Source organism: Catellatospora paridis, assembly GCF_009720365.1.
Lineage (GTDB): Bacteria > Actinomycetota > Actinomycetes > Mycobacteriales > Micromonosporaceae > Catellatospora > Catellatospora paridis.
Genome location: NZ_ML769317.1, coordinates 67,106 through 83,866, shown reverse-complemented (window position 1 = coordinate 83,866; position 16,761 = coordinate 67,106). Strand labels below are relative to the sequence as shown.

At 67.9% G+C, this 16,761-nt stretch carries 12 protein-coding genes; 8 read left to right on the top strand and 4 right to left on the bottom strand.

Features of this window, described 5'->3' with window-relative positions:
* The first annotated feature begins 515 nt into the window (after positions 1–515).
* The 4 genes from F9C41_RS18345 (at position 516) to F9C41_RS18330 (ending at position 5,618) form a co-directional block, all read left to right on the top strand.
* Positions 516–1,757, top strand: coding sequence for a serine hydrolase domain-containing protein (locus F9C41_RS18345; protein ID WP_230689726.1), 1,242 nt, complete (start codon positions 516–518; stop codon positions 1,755–1,757).
* Positions 1,758–2,970: 1,213 nt separating this feature from the next.
* Positions 2,971–3,510 (top strand): ArsR/SmtB family transcription factor, encoded by a 540-nt coding sequence (locus F9C41_RS18340; RefSeq protein WP_155388048.1) that lies wholly within the window; start codon positions 2,971–2,973, stop codon positions 3,508–3,510.
* Complete coding sequence (locus tag F9C41_RS18335; RefSeq protein ID WP_155388047.1) at positions 3,507–4,790, top strand: MFS transporter; 1,284 nt, start codon at positions 3,507–3,509, stop codon at positions 4,788–4,790. Before F9C41_RS18340 ends, F9C41_RS18335 begins: the two co-directional genes overlap by 4 nt.
* A 48-nt stretch (positions 4,791–4,838) precedes the next feature.
* On the top strand, positions 4,839–5,618 hold the full coding sequence (locus F9C41_RS18330) for a GNAT family N-acetyltransferase (RefSeq protein WP_230689725.1): 780 nt from the start codon (positions 4,839–4,841) through the stop codon (positions 5,616–5,618).
* Positions 5,619–5,871: 253 nt separating this feature from the next.
* On the opposite strand, the gene F9C41_RS41340 is transcribed toward F9C41_RS18330, so the two are convergent.
* Positions 5,872–6,177 carry a hypothetical protein gene (locus tag F9C41_RS41340; RefSeq protein ID WP_230689724.1) on the bottom strand — a complete coding sequence of 102 codons (306 nt, stop codon included), beginning with the start codon at positions 6,175–6,177 and terminating at the stop codon, positions 5,872–5,874.
* A 477-nt stretch (positions 6,178–6,654) separates the two neighbouring features.
* Positions 6,655–7,791 carry an NADAR family protein gene (locus tag F9C41_RS18320; protein ID WP_155388277.1) on the bottom strand — a complete coding sequence of 379 codons (1,137 nt, stop codon included), beginning with the start codon at positions 7,789–7,791 and terminating at the stop codon, positions 6,655–6,657.
* Positions 7,792–8,976: 1,185 nt separating this feature from the next.
* Here F9C41_RS18320 and F9C41_RS18315 point away from each other — a divergent pair.
* Positions 8,977–10,347 (top strand): flavin monoamine oxidase family protein, encoded by a 1,371-nt coding sequence (locus tag F9C41_RS18315; protein WP_155388046.1) that lies wholly within the window; start codon positions 8,977–8,979, stop codon positions 10,345–10,347.
* A 187-nt stretch (positions 10,348–10,534) separates the two neighbouring features.
* Here F9C41_RS18315 and F9C41_RS18310 read toward each other — a convergent pair whose 3' ends face one another.
* On the bottom strand, positions 10,535–11,299 hold the full coding sequence (locus F9C41_RS18310) for a CHAP domain-containing protein (RefSeq protein WP_155388045.1): 765 nt from the start codon (positions 11,297–11,299) through the stop codon (positions 10,535–10,537).
* Positions 11,300–12,262: 963 nt separating this feature from the next.
* On the opposite strand from F9C41_RS18310, the gene F9C41_RS18305 reads away from it, so the two are divergent.
* From F9C41_RS18305 to F9C41_RS18295, 3 genes are read left to right on the top strand one after another with little or no spacing between them, the layout of a single operon-like run.
* A complete protein-coding gene (locus F9C41_RS18305) occupies positions 12,263–13,225 on the top strand; it encodes an efflux RND transporter periplasmic adaptor subunit (RefSeq protein WP_155388044.1) in 963 nt (320 codons plus the stop codon).
* Positions 13,222–13,938, top strand: a complete 717-nt coding sequence (locus F9C41_RS18300; RefSeq protein WP_155388043.1) for an ABC transporter ATP-binding protein — start codon at positions 13,222–13,224, stop codon at positions 13,936–13,938. The genes F9C41_RS18305 and F9C41_RS18300 overlap by 4 nt, the downstream gene beginning before the upstream one ends.
* Positions 13,935–15,269 carry an ABC transporter permease gene (locus F9C41_RS18295; RefSeq protein ID WP_155388042.1) on the top strand — a complete coding sequence of 445 codons (1,335 nt, stop codon included), beginning with the start codon at positions 13,935–13,937 and terminating at the stop codon, positions 15,267–15,269. The genes F9C41_RS18300 and F9C41_RS18295 overlap by 4 nt, the downstream gene beginning before the upstream one ends.
* 95 nt (positions 15,270–15,364) lie before the next feature.
* Here the strand turns inward: F9C41_RS18295 and F9C41_RS18290 are convergent, their stop codons facing one another.
* Positions 15,365–16,672: a hypothetical protein gene (locus F9C41_RS18290; RefSeq protein ID WP_155388041.1), complete on the bottom strand. Its 1,308-nt coding sequence runs from the start codon at positions 16,670–16,672 to the stop codon at positions 15,365–15,367.
* Between the last annotated feature and the right edge of the window lie 89 nt (positions 16,673–16,761).

The following is a 16,761-nucleotide window of genomic DNA, read 5'->3' as shown; positions in this document are numbered from 1 at the left end:
GTCGCGACGCCCGCGCGTCACGACTATGAATGCGACGCCCCATCGACAAGATGCCTCCCGCGCAACGAGCTGGCGACTGCACCCTCAGTGACGTGAACGCGCGTCGGCCGTCCGAACGGTCAGCCGGCCGCTCGGGATAGCGGAGCGCTGCCACGGTAAGAGCTTGTCACGAGAGAACCTCGCGAATACGCCCGCGCCCGGTGAGTCTGCGGACGCCGTCCAGTGGGCGGGTAGCTCACCTCCACCCAGCTCGTTGCCGGTGCCCCGTGCCGCGAGGACGTGGATGATCACCGCCACGCTCGGGGGCTGCGCCTTGGATCCCATTTCCCACGCTTAGCCAGTCGTCGGGGCGTGCCTCGATGACCCAACCCCGTTCGGCAGCCCGCTCGCGCCCCTGGCGGGCTCAGACCGCGAACCCCCTCGGCGGTGACCCGCCATCTGATGTACTCGATACGGAGCAAACTGGGCGATTCAGCCCCAGTTTCCAGTATTGCCATGAAACAGGAGGTCGCGGCATGCGGCGGTTCGGCGCAAGCGGAGTGGCTCTACTACTGGTCGCGACCGTCGCGGGGGCATGCGGCCAGACGATCAGCCAACACGAGACGCCGAAACAGGCGGACCCGGCGGCACCGGCCTACGCCGCCGGACTCGACACCGCACTCCAAACCATCATCAAGGACATGGGCGTCCCCGGCGCCGTCGTGATGATCACATCGCCGGAGAAAGGAAACTGGACCAAAACCTTCGGCACCCAGGCGCTCGGCAGCCGCAGCCCGGTGACCGTCGACGACCACTTCCGGATCGGCTCGAACACCAAGACCATGACCGGGACCGTGCTGCTGCAACTGGTCCAGGAGGGCAAGATCAGCCTCGACGATCCCGTGTCGAAATACCAGCCGGAGGTCCCCAACGGCGACAACATCACGATCGCGCAGGTGCTGAGCATGCGCAGCGGGCTCTACAACTACACCGCCGACGAGCAGTTCAACGCCCGGGTCGACAGCGACCCCGGATACGTCTGGAAACCCAGCGAACTACTCGCGATCGCCTTCGCCAAGCCTCCGAACTTCGCCCCGGGCGCGAGCTGGCGCTATTCCAACACCAACCTGATCCTGGCGGGCCTCATCGTCGAACAACTCACCGGCATCGCGCTGCAGGACACGTTCCAGCAGCGGATCTTCGGCCCGCTCGGCCTCCGCCAGACGCTACTGCCGGCGCCCACCCAAGCCGACATCCCCACTCCGCACCCTCAGGGCTACATGTTCGGCACCAACGTGGCCATCCTCGCCGACCCCGCACTCCCCGCCGCCGAGCAGGCAGCCGCCGCCACCGGCGCCCTGCTTCCCAAGGACGTCACCCTCAACAACCCGTCATGGGCCTGGGCGGCAGGCGCTGCCATATCCACCGCCGCCGACCTGACCCGCTACGCCACAGCGCTCGTGGACGGCGGCCTGCTCGACGCGAAGACACAGCAGACGAGAATGGCCAGTGTCCAACCCATCCAGGTCTCGGACGGGGCCGACATCGGCTACGGCCTGGCGCTCGCCCGGTTCGGGCCGCTGTACGGCCACGACGGCCAGATCCCCGGATACAACACCTTCATGGCCCACGACCCCATCCGCAAGGACACGGTCATCGTCCTGACCTCTCTATTCGCGGGTGCAAACGGCGAGCAGCCAGCCAACCAAATGGCATCGGCGATCATCCAGGCGCTTTACGGGCGGGCGCTGATCCCCTCGCCGTCGCCCAGTCGATGATCCCGCTCCATCGAGGACGGCGCTTCCGCGGCAGCGTTCGGGGCCGGCTCACCTGCCTCGGCCCCGGCGCACCCCGGGTCCGATCGGTGCGGGACATGGGCCTGAACCCAGCTGCGGGCCTCGGCGTCGTAGCCGAGCACAACGGCACCTGTCTGCCGCCTGCACGGTCGGTGGGGCGCACCCGGCCCACTCTCCTAGTCGAGGGACTCGGCGACTTGGTCACCGCTCTCAAGGAGGCCTGAGTGCAAGTTCGAACTCCACCGCGCACTGCGCCTAAAGCTATCCACGAGCCGGAAACCACAAACGGTGCGGGCCCTAGTTGATCTAGGTCCGCACCGTGGTGATTTAGTTGGTGTTCGAGGGGCGAGTTGAACCTTAAGCACATGATGACGACGGCCGTTGACCTGCAATTATGCTGATCACCCTGGGCCTGTCCGAAGCGCCGGAGCAGTGGAGGCAGACCCGCCGCAGGGGTGGGACTGCCATCCGCGCAGGCTTACTTGGTCACGCCCTTACCGTCCAGGCGGACTGCGACAATGAGCCCGATCAGGATGCTGTAGATCATTTTTCCTCGGTCCGCAGCCAGCAGCTTCACTGTGTCGAGAGGCCTCCGGCTGTCGGCATCCCCGGCGAAGTGTGGTCGCCGCTGGCGGGAATGACGTCGACGCGTTCGCGTTCCGCGAGGTCGCTGGGCACAGGATGTACGACCAGGAGATGGGCTCACGAGCGTACGCAGATGCCTGACGTGTACGCCCGGCCAGTCCGCCGGCTTGGCTAAGAACCGATCTCCGGCAGTGCAGCACCGAGTTGATTCGTCGGGGATGTGGGCCAGGCGGTCGGGTCGTTGATGTAAAGGCCGCCGGTCCAGCCGAGGGCTTCTTCCGGGCTACCGACGGGAAATCCGGAGGGTGGGATGTTGAACTGGCGAGGCCCGGGTGCTGGTCACCGCTGCCCAGCCGGACGGCGCCGCTGCGTGCGCTGCGTGACCCGGACGCTTCAACGAGCAAGAGGAGGAGTCGACTTCTGACCTTGGTGGGGCGGCCGCGGTGTGACTCTGTTCACTGAACACGCCAGTATCCGGCGGTATCTGATGTTTTGGGTGCCCCTTAACCGAGTGAATCGAGTCCGGAATCGGCCTTTCGCGTCGTTCAACCCGGAAGACCGCACGGAACCCTCCTTGCGCAATGGTCAAGAGTCGTTGACCATTGGCCACATGTCTAGCGACGATCTTCCCGAGACGCTTCACGTCACCACTGACGAGCAGCTACGTGCCGTCTCCAACCTCACCCGTCACCGGATCATGGCCATGCTCCGCTTCGAGCCAGCGACGATTACCCAGATCGCCGAGCGGGTGGGCCTCGCGAAGGGCAGTTCCAGTTACCACGTGCGGCTGCTCGAGCGGGCCGGCCTGGTGAAGGTGGTACGGACGCGGAAGGTGCGGGGGGTCACCGAGCGGTACTACGCCATGGCCGCACAGACGATCGTGCTGCCGGATCCGGGCGAGGGAGGGCCGGATGTGCTGATGCGGCATGCGGTGGCCGACCTGGAGGCGGCATCGGCGCACAGCGAGCGACACGTGCGGATGGCGCATCTGCGGCTCACCGATGAGCAGTTCGCGGAACTCGGGGCGAGGCTGCAGGCACTGGCGGACGAGTACCGGGAGCTGTCTGATCCGTCGCTGCCAGACACGTCGCTCGTCTTCGCGCTGTTCCACCCGGCCCCGCGCCGGCAGGCGGAAGGCGACGCCAAGTGACTTCAGATGTAAGGAAGCTGCCGACCGGGTTCGGGCGGCTGTGGACCGCACAGACGGTGTCCTCGCTCGGTGACGGGGTGATGCACGCGGCCCTGCCGCTGCTCGCGTTGACGCTGACCCGAGATCCGATGGCGCTCGCCGTCGTCACGGCCGCCGGGACATTGCCCTGGCTGCTGTTCGGGATGCTGGGCGGTGCGCTGGTGGACCGCTGGGACCGCCGGCGCACGATGTGGATCGCGGACACCGCGCGTGCGGTGCTGCTCGCGATACCGGTGGCCGCCGCCGCGCTCGACGTGCTGAGCATTCCGCTGCTCGCGGCCGTCGCCTTCGTGCTCAGCCTCGGCGGACTCTTCTTCGACACGGCCGCCACGGCCTATCTGCCAGACCTGCTCGGCCGAGATCCCGCATTCCTGGAGCGCGCGAACGCCCGCCTGCGCGGTGCCCAGACCGCCATGTCCGGCTTCGCGGGGCCCCCTGCGGGCAGTGCGATGCTCGTGCTCGGGCGGGCGGTTCCGCTGCTCGCCGACGCGGTGTCGTTCGCGCTGTCCGCCGTGCTCGTACGGTCGCTGCCCGCCGTACCCCGGCCGGCGCCTGCGGCCCGCGAGTCGCTGCTTCGGCAGGCGCGGGCCGGGGCCTCGTACGTCTTCCGGGACCGGCTGCTGCTCGGGCTCGCGCTCCGGCCGGCGGTCGGCAACGTCGCCTTCCTCGCCGTGGAGACCGTGCTCGCCCTGTTCGCGCACGACCGTCTCGGCATCGGTACTTTCGGCTTCGGCCTGCTCCTGACGGCCGAGGCCACCGGCGGCCTGCTCGGCGCGGGCATCGCCTCGTCCCTCGGCCGGCGACTCGGCACCGGCACCGCGCTGATCTGCACGGCCATGGTCGAGGGGCTTGCCATCCTGGGGCTTGCCGCCGCCCCGAATCCGTACGTGGCCGGGCTCGCGCTCGCCGTCTGCGGGGCGGGCATGGGCGCCACGATGGTGCTCGGCCCCTCCCTGCGGCAGGCGATCGTCCCGGCCCACCTGATGGGCCGGGTCGCCTCCACCTCACGCATGCTCGCCATGTGCGCCGCCCCGTTCGGCGCCTTCCTCGGCGGCTGGCTGGCCACCACGTACGACATACGCACCCCGCTCTACGCCGCCGCCGGCCTCCTCATCGCCATGACCGCCGTCACGGCGACCATGACCAGCAACCGCCGGGTTGAGGCGGCACTGCGCGGTTCTGCCGACCGCAAGAATCCGGCAACGGAAAGCCACCCCGCCGATGCACTCATCCCTGCCTGATCGGCGTACCCACCAGCTCCTAAGTCACCACTGCCGGAAAGGCATCAGATGCTCTACACGACCGCACGCGTCGTCACCGACCGCCCCCACCGCTACCTCAAGCAACTGGTCTCCCACATGGGGCGCAAAGTGCCCACCGAACTCCACGAGGAACGCGGTTCCATCAGGTTCAGCCTCGGTAGCTGCCTGCTCGTCGCCTCGACCGCCCACTTCGACATGATCGTCAAAGCCGGCGCGGCAGACGCCGTCGCGGCGGTGGAGGACACCATCGCCGGCCACCTGCTGCGATTCGCGACCAAGGACGAGCTCACCGTCGACTGGCTGCCCCTGGTGCGACCCGCCACGGCCGACGACGACGCCGCGCTGCTCGCCCTCGACCGCGCGGCGTGGACCGCCGGGTCGGGGCTTCCCTCCACCTGGGCCGAGGAGCGGACGGCGTACTTCAACGACCGGAGGAAACCCGAATCCCACCTGGTCGCCTCCCTCGGCGGCGAGATCGTCGGCTTCGTGAGCACCCACCAGACGACCCCGTTCCCGGAAGGGGCTCACGTCTTCGGCCTGTGGAACCTGGTGGTAGCCGAGCAAGCCCGCCGCATGGGTATCGCCTCAGCCCTGCTTTCGGCCGCCGAACGCCTTGCCTGCGCACAGGGCGCGAAGAAGGTCGGACTGCGCGTCCTGGCGACCAACACCGGCGCCATACGGCTCTACGAACAGCACGGCTACACCGTAGAAGGCCGATACACCGACGAGTTCCTGATCGACGGCACCTATGTCGACGACATCAGTATGGGCAAGCGCCTGACGCCGCCCTCGCAGGAGACTGCCTGAACGAGGACGTCTGGTGCAGCATTGCGTTGATTCATCGGGGGTGTGGGCCAGGCGGTCGGCAGACCACCCGCCAGCAGTGCGTGGCGGCGATCGCCGGTTCCCCGAGCGGCGGTTGCTTCGGGTAACGGCTTCGTCCGGCCCGATCCCCAACCGGGCGGTGATCTCCGATGCGGCCATGCTTGTTGATTTCAGCGCGAAGCAGGCGTATCGGGAGATCAGCGCTGAGCGGCTCCAGCTGAAGCGTCGACGGCTGTCATCGGACGGCCTTGCCTAGGCCGTCGGCGTGGATGGTCTCCGGAAGGCGCAGCAGTTCGTCGTCGGAAGCCAGCGACTCGCCGGCCGAGACGAAGGTGAGCAGCCTGATCGGGGCGTTGTCAGCCGCTGCAGCTGCTGTCTTTTGGTGTCCATCGAGCAGGAAGTGGAACAGGCCCCAGTGTCGCTCCCGCCTGAACCAGGGACCTTCGATGTCGAGCAGCCCGAAGGCAACGGCTGTCGGTCGGCCAGACGCGTGGGAATACCGTGCCGCAACATCGGCGTCCAAGTCGGTCGGGTCACCCATCGGGACGGCGAACGCGAAGAGTTCGTCATGGTCGTCGGCACCACGATGATCGAACCGGTAATAGCTCGTGTCGGCGGGGTCGATGGAGTACTCGAACTCCTCGTTGCGCCAGCCTGCCGGACCTCGAAGGAGAAGTAGTCACCCGCTGAGCCGGGTGCGACGAGCACCGGCTTCACGTCCAGCAGCATGACCAGGTAGTCACCGCGTGGCAGCTGCGCGCCGAACGCGTCGATGACGTCCGTGTCGAGTCGGTCGAGCCCAGCGTTGAAACGATCTCGAACGTCGGTTGCCGATAGCCGTCCGCTCAAAGCGCCTGGTTCGTGGCGCAGGACGAGTCCGCAGGTGCCGCACGAATACGCGATCTGGTACGCAGCCACGCCGTCGATGGTCAGGTGGCGGCTGGGACGCCTGCCCAGTCGATCCCGATCCGCGGGTTGGTGGTCCCGAGCATCATCAGCTCACTGGCGATGAGCGTGCTCATGTGCTCCTCGCCGCGGAGAGCCCCAGTTCGGCAGCGGCGAGCTCCGCGCGGACGACCTCGAGCAATCGCCCGATCCAGTTGGTCCCGTGCTTACCGCCCGAGGCCCAGTACGCCGAGTCGAACCAGGCATAGATGAGCCTGGCGTCTTCAGTAGCTCTCAGCGTCTCCGCGGCGAGCTCGTTCTGGGTGTACTTGGCGCGAAGCAGCTCTGCCATGACGGCGAGCCGGGCAGCCGGCCACCTGTCGTGGCGGGGAGCGTCCTCGGCGAGCTTCTTCGCGTCGAAGCCACGCGTCGCTGCCGCGATTCGCTCGCGCCAGTGCGGGTCATTGGTCGACAACGCCCAGTAGGCGTGTGTGACGGTGGGATAGGTTCGCCCACGGACATTGATGGCGGTCGGATAGTCGTTTTGCAGGACTTCAATCCCGGGTTTGTCCGGCCACCCGTTGGGGTAAACCGTCTGCGGGATGGTCACCGTAGCGGCTTGTGAGCGTTCCGGCCCGTCAGCCGGCACGCGGGCTTCCCAGCGCGCAGCGGCCACCTCACGTTCCCGGAAGTACTCGATCGCGTTGGCGTGCGTCTGGGCCGTCGCGATCCGGCCGGTCGGGTCGTCGTACAGCGGAGCACCGACGTCGGTGATCAACGCCCGGAGAGGGCCGTCCTTGTAGTCCATGTCCCCGAGCGCATAGATGCGCAGATGCTCGGGAATGGCCAGGTAGTGTTCGCGGATCAGCAGGCGGCCCGATTCCGCCATGTCCGCGAGGTAGCTGTCGACGGCCTGCAGGCAGCGTCCGGTGGAGTCGGGCCGGCCGTTGAGCCGGTCGATGTCGTCGGCAACCTCGCCCACCAGCATCTCCGCGTCAACCCACGACTGCGGTTCCGAGAAGCGCCAGCTGGCGAGATGGTGTGCCGACACCTGGCCCCCCTCGGCCAGGCTTACCGCCACACGGCCGCAGCGCAGCTGTTCACGGAGGCCGTCCAGGTCGGTGAGCCCGCCTGTGCCGCAGTCGACGGCCCCATCCGCGTAAATGAACATGTCGGTGAGGAAGTACATGTCCATGTTGCGGACGAAGACGTGCCGCCACGTGCCCTCAACCCGCTCGCCGTCCACGTCGCGATATGTCCGCCGCCCCATTGCCACCGGCGAACACTAGCCGAGTGGAGTACCCGCGCAGAACTCGGTTTCTTTCGCCCGGCGATCCTGCCCTACCGGTTCTGCCTGCCACCCTCCCGATGTATTGCATGTATCAGAAGAGATTACGGATGATTTGTTCAACGTAGCGGGGCTCTCCCGAAGGGAGTTGTCGCAATGGCCGACTCTATCCATCCCAGGCGGCCAGATCTGCTGGGCTTGCTCGTCGTCCGCCCGCTGGAAGCGTGACTCCGCCGAGGATCTTATCGACGGGCGCGGCACGATTGTCGCCGAGTTCTTCGATATCGGCTGCTCACACCGTTTGGAATGGAGCGAGCGGCCGCAAGCTGCGCTGCTGCTGGAGGCCATCGCTTCACCGGCAGGCAGGCGTGGAACCGGCAGCGCACCAACCGCGCGCCGCTGTCGGAAGCCGACGATGTACTCGGCCGGTCAGAGGCCCGCCGGTGGAACGCGATCACTGGGTGCACAACCGGGCCGCGTACCGGTGCCGGCACGGTCGACGCAGCAGCAGCCCAGCCGACTCGGGCCTGCCACGCAATGTCTACGTGCACGAGCGCAAAGCCGTCACGGAGGTGGCGGCCCAACTCGGCCTGCCCGACGATCCCAGCACAGTATCCACCCACCTGCGGGAGCACCAGTTCAACGGCTGTGCGGAGCCGGAGGAAATCATGTTTCGACGTCTGACTGCGCTCTAGTGCTCGGCAGCCTCCAGCCGGCAGCCGAGTAGGGGCCGCTGTGGGCCACGGTTCTGGAGAGCCCTTGGCGGTCGTTCGCGCCGGTTGTACTGCTGACATCTTCTAGTCGCCTGCGCCCTTCGCTGGCAATCCGGGCTTGACGGTCAGCCGAGGCGCTTAGGTCAAGCAGGGCCTGAGCCCTCACACTGACACCAGCTCCGACCCACCCTGCTCAGGCGACTTGGTGCTGGTCACGTAGGCGTCTTCAGGTACAAACCGATCGGCCGGGGTGTTGTCGCAACAGCCTGCCAGGAAGCGGTCGGTTGGATAAGATTTCACTTTCAGGGCCTTTGTCACCGCGAATGCGGTGGGCGTTCACCCCGTCGAGGGTTTGGGCCGGCAGACCGCCATTACTGCGTGTGCGCAGGAGGCCGGTTCCGTACGCGTGGCGATCAGCTGAACGCAGAAGGAGAAGACTCAGAAGGAGAAGACGGTGGCGACAAGTGAGTCGAGTCCGGATGTCGTGATCATCGGCGGCGGATTCGCAGGGGTGACGGCTGCACGCGAATTGACGATGCGGGGGCGGACATCGGTGCTGCTCGAAGCGCGCGACCGGCTGGGCGGCCGGACCTACACGTCGGACCACGACGGGCATGCGATGGAACTCGGCGGCACCTGGGTCCACCCCCTGCAGCCACACGTTTGGGCCGAGATCGACCGCTACGAGGTGGAAACCGAAACCTTCCCGGTGCTGGAAGGACTGCGGCAAGCGGTCGTGTCCGGCGGCCGCGTGGTGGACCTGTCCGACGACGACGTCGCCCGGGCAATCGACGCGCTCGGCCAGTACTGCGCGCCCGGCACGACGCTGTTCCCCGAGCCGTACACCGGGACGTGGGGTCCGGACCCGCAGAACATGGACGCTCGATCGATGCGCCAGCACCTGGAGACCATAAAGGTGGCGCCGAAGCTGCGTGACTGGGTCGAGGGGATGTGCTGCGTGACCGCGTTCGGACCGATCGATCAGGCTGCCGCGACCGAGCTCTTCCGGTTCTATGCCTTGTCGGGGTGGAGCGCCGAACAGATGCTGGCCGCGTTGTCGGCCACGAAGCTGGTGAAGGGCACACGCGAGCTGATCGACTCCATCGCCGCGCAGGCAAGACTCGCCGACATCCGCCTCAACTCGCCCGTGCGGCGGATCACGCAGAACGGCAAGCAGGTCAGTGTCGAACTCACCAACGGCGACACGATCACCGCCCCGACCGCCGTGATCACGCTCCCGATGAACGTGCTGAACACCGTGGAGTTCGACCCGCCCCTGTCGCAGATCAAACGGACCGCGTCCGCCGAACGGCACGCAGGCGCTGGCATGAAGTGCTACGTACGCGTGAAAGGCGACATCGGCAACGTCGCCGTCATGGCCCCGGAGGCTCAGCCGGTCAACTGGGTGGTGACCTACGACCACAACACGAACGGCTCCTGGCTGATCGTGTTCGCCGCCACCCCGAAACGGCTGCCGATGAGCAGCTTCGACGACGCTGCCGGCATGCAGGAGGCGCTGCAGCCGCTGCTGCCCGGCGTCGAAGTGGAAAGCATCCACGGATGGGACTGGAGCAACGACCCGTACGCGCTCGGCACCTGGTGCATCTACCGCCCAGGGCAGCTGACGCAGGTGCTGCCAGAGATGCGCACTGCCGAAGGCCGGCTCTTCTTTGCCAGCGGCGACTCCGCGGTCTCGTGGCGCTCCTCCATCGACGGAGCCATCGAAAGCGGCTACCACGCCGCCCAGCACACCGACCAGTATCTGACCGCCAGCGGCCACCAGACCCTATCCCCCGCCGGACTCAAGTCGCCGGTCACCGCCTGACCTCGACATGCAAGATCCGGGGATTGTCCGGGGGAACGGTGAAATTCTCGCGGACAACTGCAGCTCAACGGACATCTTGCGCTCGGGCTGTAAATCCGTCGCCCAGAACCCCGCTGCTGGTGGCCGTCGGTTGGGGAGTGAACGGTGTGCCCCGGACCCAGCGATCCGGGGCACACCGGCCTTCGCGCTACGGCGTCGGCGCCAACACGAACCGCATATACCCCGGTTTCCAGGCGCGGTCGTAGGTGCTCCACACCCCGAACCCGCTGGAGTTCATGTCGGTGATGTTGAGATACACGGTGCCGCCCGAGACGTAGTAGTGGTTCACCCAGCCGACATGGCCCAGGCTGCTGGTGGTCGCGCCCGGCTCCATGACCACGACGGACCGGGCCCGTGGGGTGTCCACGACGGTCCACCCCTTCGCCGCCGCATTCGTGTCCCAGTCCAAGGCGTTACCGCTCCAGCCCGGGTAATTGCCGGTCCGCGACCTCCAGATGTCGGCCGCACCCCAGGTGCAGTAGCCGGCTGCGAACCAGTTGCGGTCGATGGTCGCACCGCGGGCGGGCCAGTTGCAGCGCGTGCCGGTGCCCGCGGCCTCGTAGCACAGGGCGTTGAGCGTGGCGTTGCCGCCGACGTTGACGCCGCCGGTCCAGTTGTCGCCCCACCAACCGCCGCCAGTCCCACCGCAACCGACGTGCAGCGACACCGTGCCGGACGACACCGCCCGGCTATAGCTGGCCACGTTGGCCCGCCCCGGGGTCGCGCTCCAGCTCGCGAAACCGCTGCCGCCTGAGTTCGCTTGAACCCAGACCCCGACCACGGCACGCCCGTACTCGCAGGAGACCGTGCCGCTGACGGTGACCGTCGCCGCGTACGCCGGCTGGGCCAGGCCCGGACCGGCCACCAGCGCGACGGCCGCCGCCAGGGTGCCCAGGATGCGTGTGACTCTCACTCGATCTCCCTCCACAAAGAATGGTTTTCGTACCGTCACACACTGGGTATTCGCTGGCTACGGCCGCCGGGACGCAACCGCAGGCCCGTCCGGCACGGCGAAGTGCCCGTTGTGCTTCCACCGAAAGATCCTCGTTTTACCTGCTCAGTGCCCTGCGAGCGATCCGTCTCAATGCGGCTGGCCCCCAGCCAGCGCAAGGCGATAGTCGAAACCCACGTCTTCGAGATCCACATCATGGGCGACCAGCTCATCCCCACTTTCAAGATCCCATTGCAGGGCGCAGATCCCGGCCGGGGTGCAAGTGCCCTGACGAGGCTGGCGAGGTCGCGCTGCAATCAAGGTCCACTCACGCTTCGGCGAGCCGCCCCAAACGCACCCCGAAGCGCGGCCTCGACAACGGCATTGAACAGGGAGAACATCTCCGGGCTGAAGTCTGGCGTCTCCGGGGCTACATGAACCCTAAGTAGATGATCACGATGGCTGGTGACCTGCCGATCCATGATCCTCATCCTGGGTGGCGGCGGATATTGCCGTGTCGCCGCCCAGCTGGTCTTTCGCGAAACGGGACCCGCACTCAACGCCGTCGAAGGACGCCTGTTCGCGGCCGTAAGGTATCTCGCCAACCGGCTTACACCGTTAGCGGCGTAGGCCCAGGGGGCTCACCCTGAGGTCCCCCCGATAACCCGGGGAACATCAGGCGACGGCGCGGCTGCGCTCGCGGGTCGACTCGGTCAGGGTCTGGCCCTTGGCTCGGCGCTGGGGTACGCACCAACCCTATGATCAACAATTAGTGCGGACGGGGGGTGACGACAGGGACAGCGCGAATGACGGGTTCCCGGTTACGGTCAGCGCGCCATGGCCGGACGCTGAGGCAACGCCGAGGTGCGTTGCGGCGTCTGCTAGGTGGCCGGCTGGATGCGCGAGTGAGGGGACCCGGTGCGCAAGAGACTTTTGATCTGCCTGATGGCTGCCGTCGTGGCGGCGGGAACGGCCGCAGGCTGTTCCGGCAACCAGACGCCGGCGGAGACGCCGGGTCTGGCGGCTCGGGGCACAGTGATGACGACCGTGAAGCCCACGCGGCAGGAGCTCACCAACCGGGTGAGCTTGACCGGCAAGGTGGCCATCAACCCGGTGTTCGGGCTGGTCACGCCGGTGTCGGGCCAGATCCGCTATCTGAACGTGCAGCCGCCGACGTCGACGCCGAAGAAGGCGACCCGGGTCGCGTCGGTGTGGAAGGGCGGCAAGGCCTACCACGTGACCGTACCGGCGGGGGCGGCGTTCGCCGGGCGGCTGGTCGACGACCGGTCGACGGTGCAGGCGGGGATGCCGGTCGTGTCGGCCAAGCATGTGGGTTATGCGATCGTCGCCGAGATCGACGGTGCGCAGGCATACAAGCTGTCGGCGGCGTTGACGACGGTGCGCGCGCAGATCACGAATGGCCCTGGGCCGTTCGCGTGCAAGGTGCTGGGCACGATCGCGGCGTTGCCGTCAGGGACGTTGCCAGAACCGCCCGCTCCCCCGGCGCCGGATCCGAGCGCGTCGCCGGCGCCTCCGGTGCAGAAGGCACCCCAGCAGAACGTGCAGCCGTCGGAGGCGACCGGCATGCGGCTGGTCTGCCTCGCGCCGGCCGGGGTCACGCTGATCAACGGCGCGTCGGCGACGCTGGAGGTCATCACCGCCAAGGCGGCCAACGCGCTGGTCCTTCCGGTGGAGGCCGTGGCGGGCGGTCAGGGCAAGGGCCTGGTTGACGTGGTACGCCCGGACGGCACCCGCGAGACGCGGGACGTGGTGCTGGGGCTGACGGACGGGAAGGTCATCGAGATCAAGTCGGGGCTCACCGGCGAGGAGAAGATCGCGGTGCCTGGACCGGATCTACCGCAAGCGCAGCCGGAGAACAAGGGTCCGGAGGGCGTGATCAGCAAGTGACGCCGCTGATCGAGCTCGACGGCGTGACGAAGACGCTGAAGGGTCAGCAGGAGCCGCGCACGATTCTGTCTGGTGTGGACCTGACGGTGCAGGCCGGGCAGAGCGTGGCGGTGCTCGGCCGGTCGGGGTCGGGCAAGAGCACGCTGCTCAGTATCGTGGGGTTGTTCGACCGGCCTGACGGCGGCGCGTACCGGATCGACGGCCAGGACATCTCGCGGATCCCGGAGCGCAAGGCGGCCGCGCTGCGCAGCGCCGAGTTCGGCTTCGTCTTTCAGCGGTTCTTCCTCCTCAAGCATCTGAGCGCGGCGCAGAACGTGGCGATGGCGCTGGTCAACGGGCAGGGGTGGCTGCCGCGGCGGCAGCGGCGCGCCAAGGTGATGGCGGCGTTGGAGCAGGTCGGCATCGCGCATCTGGCCAAACATCGGCCTGCGAAGCTGTCCGGCGGCGAGCAGCAGCGGGTCGCGGTCGCGCGGGCGCTGGTACGCCAGCCGCGCATCCTGCTCGCCGACGAGCCCACCGGAGCACTGGACACCGAGACCGGCAACCTGGTTATCGATGTGCTGCATGAGGCGACTAGGCAGGGCCGGGCGCTGATCCTGGTGACGCACGACTGGGACCACGCCCGCAAGATGGGCCGAGTCCTGCGGCTGGAAGACGGCACGTTGCACGACGTCGACGAATACGAACACGCGCCCGCGGAGGTGGCCGCATGATCCGCCTGTCCGGCCGGCTGCGGTCGGCTCTGATCATCGGAGGCCAGGGCATCCGGGCACGCAAGACGCGTACCCTCCTGTCGATCGTGAGCTTGTTCCTCGGCGTGCTGGCGGTGGTGGTCGTGCAGGCAGGCGCGGAGGCCGCGAACCAGGCGGCGCTCGCGGACATCGAGCTGCAGGTCGGCAAGGACGGCACCCGGATGATGTATGTCTCGCCAGAGAAGGCCGGCGCGATGGCGGCGGCGCTGGAGACACTGAAGGGCCGCAGCGATGCTGTCGGCGTCATCGGCACCAGCGCGACCATCGGCGAGCCGGGCGTGAACCCGGTCAACCCCGGCGGCGCTCCGTTCGATCGGCAGGCCGGCGGACCTGACTACTACTACGGCGGCGGGCCTGGCGCGGAAATGATCTGCGACGAACGGGGGTGCAGGCCGGTAGACAAGGCGCAGCAGGCGGAGCAGACGCCGAACGGCCAGGCCATCGAGCTGCGGCTCTCCGCGCTGACCGGAGACGTGCTGCCGTTCCGGCCCTACCGGATGAAGTCCGGGCGGTGGCTCGACTTCACGAAGGTGCCGTCACTGTCGCCGGGCATCGTGGTCAACCTGGAGGCCGCCAAGGGTTTCGCCCGCTATCAGGTGCCGGCCGAAATGCGCATCTACGGCGTGAGCACCAACGCGACGCCCCGGATCATCGGGGTCGTCGACGACGGCGTGCCGATGCCGACGGCGTACACCCGGGTCGATGAACTGCTGAACTGGGTGCCGGCCTCGTCGCTGGACATGATGGGCGGGGTGGAGACGCTGCTCGCGCCGGACGCGTACGCCGTCGAGCAAACGTTGCGCGCCCGCCTGGTCGGCCTGGGTGTGCCCGCCGAACAGCTACGCGCCGATCCGGTCAACGCCCGCAAGGCGATCGAGGAGCAGCTGCGGCTGGTGCGGCTGGTGTTCCTCGGGATCGCCGGGCTGGTACTGCTCATCGGGGTCGCCGGCATCCTCAACGTCGGCCTCGCGACGGTCGGCGAGCGGGTCGAGGAGTTCGCATTGCGGCGCGCGGTGGGCACCCCGCGGACGTTGCTGGCCGGGATCGTCCTGGCGGAGACGCTGCTGACCGGTTTGTTCACGGCCGCCGCGGCGATCGGGGTCGCCTCTCTCGCCTTGAAGGTCGTCGGGTCGATCCTCAGCGGACGTACGCCGATCCCGCTGGACATGGAGTTTCCGTGGCAGGCCGGTGTTGCGGGGATCGTCGCCGGATTGGTGGCCGGGCTGCTCGGCGGGCTGATTCCGGCGATCCGGGCGGCGCGCATTCCCATTGCCACGGTGATGCGCGCCTAGTGACGCGCTTTCTGCGCCGTGCGGCGTTTGTCGGCCGGTGGAGAACTGCGTGCGTTCTCCACCGGCCTCCTGGTCTTCATCCGCGACGCCCCGCGTTAGAGGGTTATTCGGGCTGACTCCCGCACCTGTGGTGGCAATGAATCGTCGGCCGCGATACGGGAGAGGGCCTCACTGCTGCGGGCAACGGTGCCGTGCCAGCGCAGCATCGCCACGGCCTGCCCGACGGCCACGCCGTGGCGCGCGTACCGCTCGGCGAGTTCCATCGCCCACGGGGTGATACCGACGTGGCAGTCGACGTACATGCCGAGCCAGGTGAAGACCTCACCCGCGATCCAGGCGCTGATCCACGTCACCCACCGCCGGACGAACCGCTGCGCCTGCTCACCCTCCGGGTCCCGCGGAGTGCCGGGTATGCCTAGCAGCGCGCACTCCCGCATCGCCTCGGTCATGCGCTCGCGGGTCACCTGCCGCGCGTACGGCATCAGATCGGACATGACCGAACGGACTTCAAGCCACGCGGGCGGCTCCTCGTCCTCGTCTCCGTCCCATGAGGGGGCGGGGGCGGGTTCCGCGACCGGTCCGGCGGGCACGCATGCTTCCAGAACCGCCCGTGCGCGAGCGATGTTCTCTTCGGTCTCCGGCAGGCCCGACGGCCACTGGAAGCCGGACCCCCACGCGTAGGGCAGCTCCCGTACACCGGCAGGCAGCAGAGGTTCCTCGCCGTACGCCTGGTCCCGCCCGCGGCTGTCGTAGCCAGGCCGCCGTATGGCGATGAGCCACTCCCGTGCCCACGCGCGATGGTGTTCGCTAACCCCGGCGTCGCGCACCACGCGCAGCAGAGCCTTCTCGCCATGGGGCGCGCCGAGGTCATGGAGCAGGTTCACCGCGTCCTGAGCCGACAGGTCGGCTCGGATGCAGCGCTCGGCCACCGCCGCGATGCGCCGCCCGTCTTGCGGCTCCCGCCTCAACCACCACAGCACGTCATAGGCCCAGCCCGACAAGACGAAGCGGGCCCATGTCCCGGGGATCCTGTCCGTCTGCTCCTCGATCCACCAGTCCGGCACGGACCCGGCTGCGTTCTCCGCCCACTCGCGAAGTACGCCGGTGACGCCCTCCCGGGTGAGCAGGTCGGCTGCCGGCATTGCCTGCGCGAGCCGGTGCCCGCATTCCGCGCGGAACCGGTAGTAGAGTTCCCACGATTCGTCGCTCCAGCCGCCGGGCGACGCCGGCGGCATGTCTGACAGCGCAGCGGCCAGCGCGTCCAGGGCTGCCCGCTCGTTGGCTTCGGTGTGCGGGAGTTCTTCCAGCCTCCGCTTCCGCTCCGGGGTCAGGTCGTTCCACGGCGAAGGCAGTTCGCGCACGGCCCACGGAAGAAGATGGTGTGCGGCCACTTTCCCGGCCACCCCCGTTCCTTTGCGTCATTGCAGCGTACGGAGCGGGAGATGACCGCCGACGGGCTGAAGTCCAAGCGCGGCTGGAACCCCGTCAGCCA

What these genes read in the sequence shown, in the direction of transcription:
- F9C41_RS18305 (WP_155388044.1), top strand. Translation starts at nt 12,263, where the DNA reads ATGGCTGCCGTCGTGGCGGCGGGAACGGCCGCAGGCTGTTCCGGCAAC.
- F9C41_RS18295 (WP_155388042.1), top strand. Translation starts at nt 13,935, where the DNA reads ATGATCCGCCTGTCCGGCCGGCTGCGGTCGGCTCTGATCATCGGAGGC.
- F9C41_RS41340 (WP_230689724.1), bottom strand. Translation starts at nt 6,177, where the DNA reads ATGGGTGACCCGACCGACTTGGACGCCGATGTTGCGGCACGGTATTCC.
- F9C41_RS18330 (WP_230689725.1), top strand. Translation starts at nt 4,839, where the DNA reads ATGCTCTACACGACCGCACGCGTCGTCACCGACCGCCCCCACCGCTAC.
- F9C41_RS18345 (WP_230689726.1), top strand. Translation starts at nt 516, where the DNA reads ATGCGGCGGTTCGGCGCAAGCGGAGTGGCTCTACTACTGGTCGCGACC.
- F9C41_RS18320 (WP_155388277.1), bottom strand. Translation starts at nt 7,791, where the DNA reads ATGGGGCGGCGGACATATCGCGACGTGGACGGCGAGCGGGTTGAGGGC.
- F9C41_RS18340 (WP_155388048.1), top strand. Translation starts at nt 2,971, where the DNA reads ATGTCTAGCGACGATCTTCCCGAGACGCTTCACGTCACCACTGACGAG.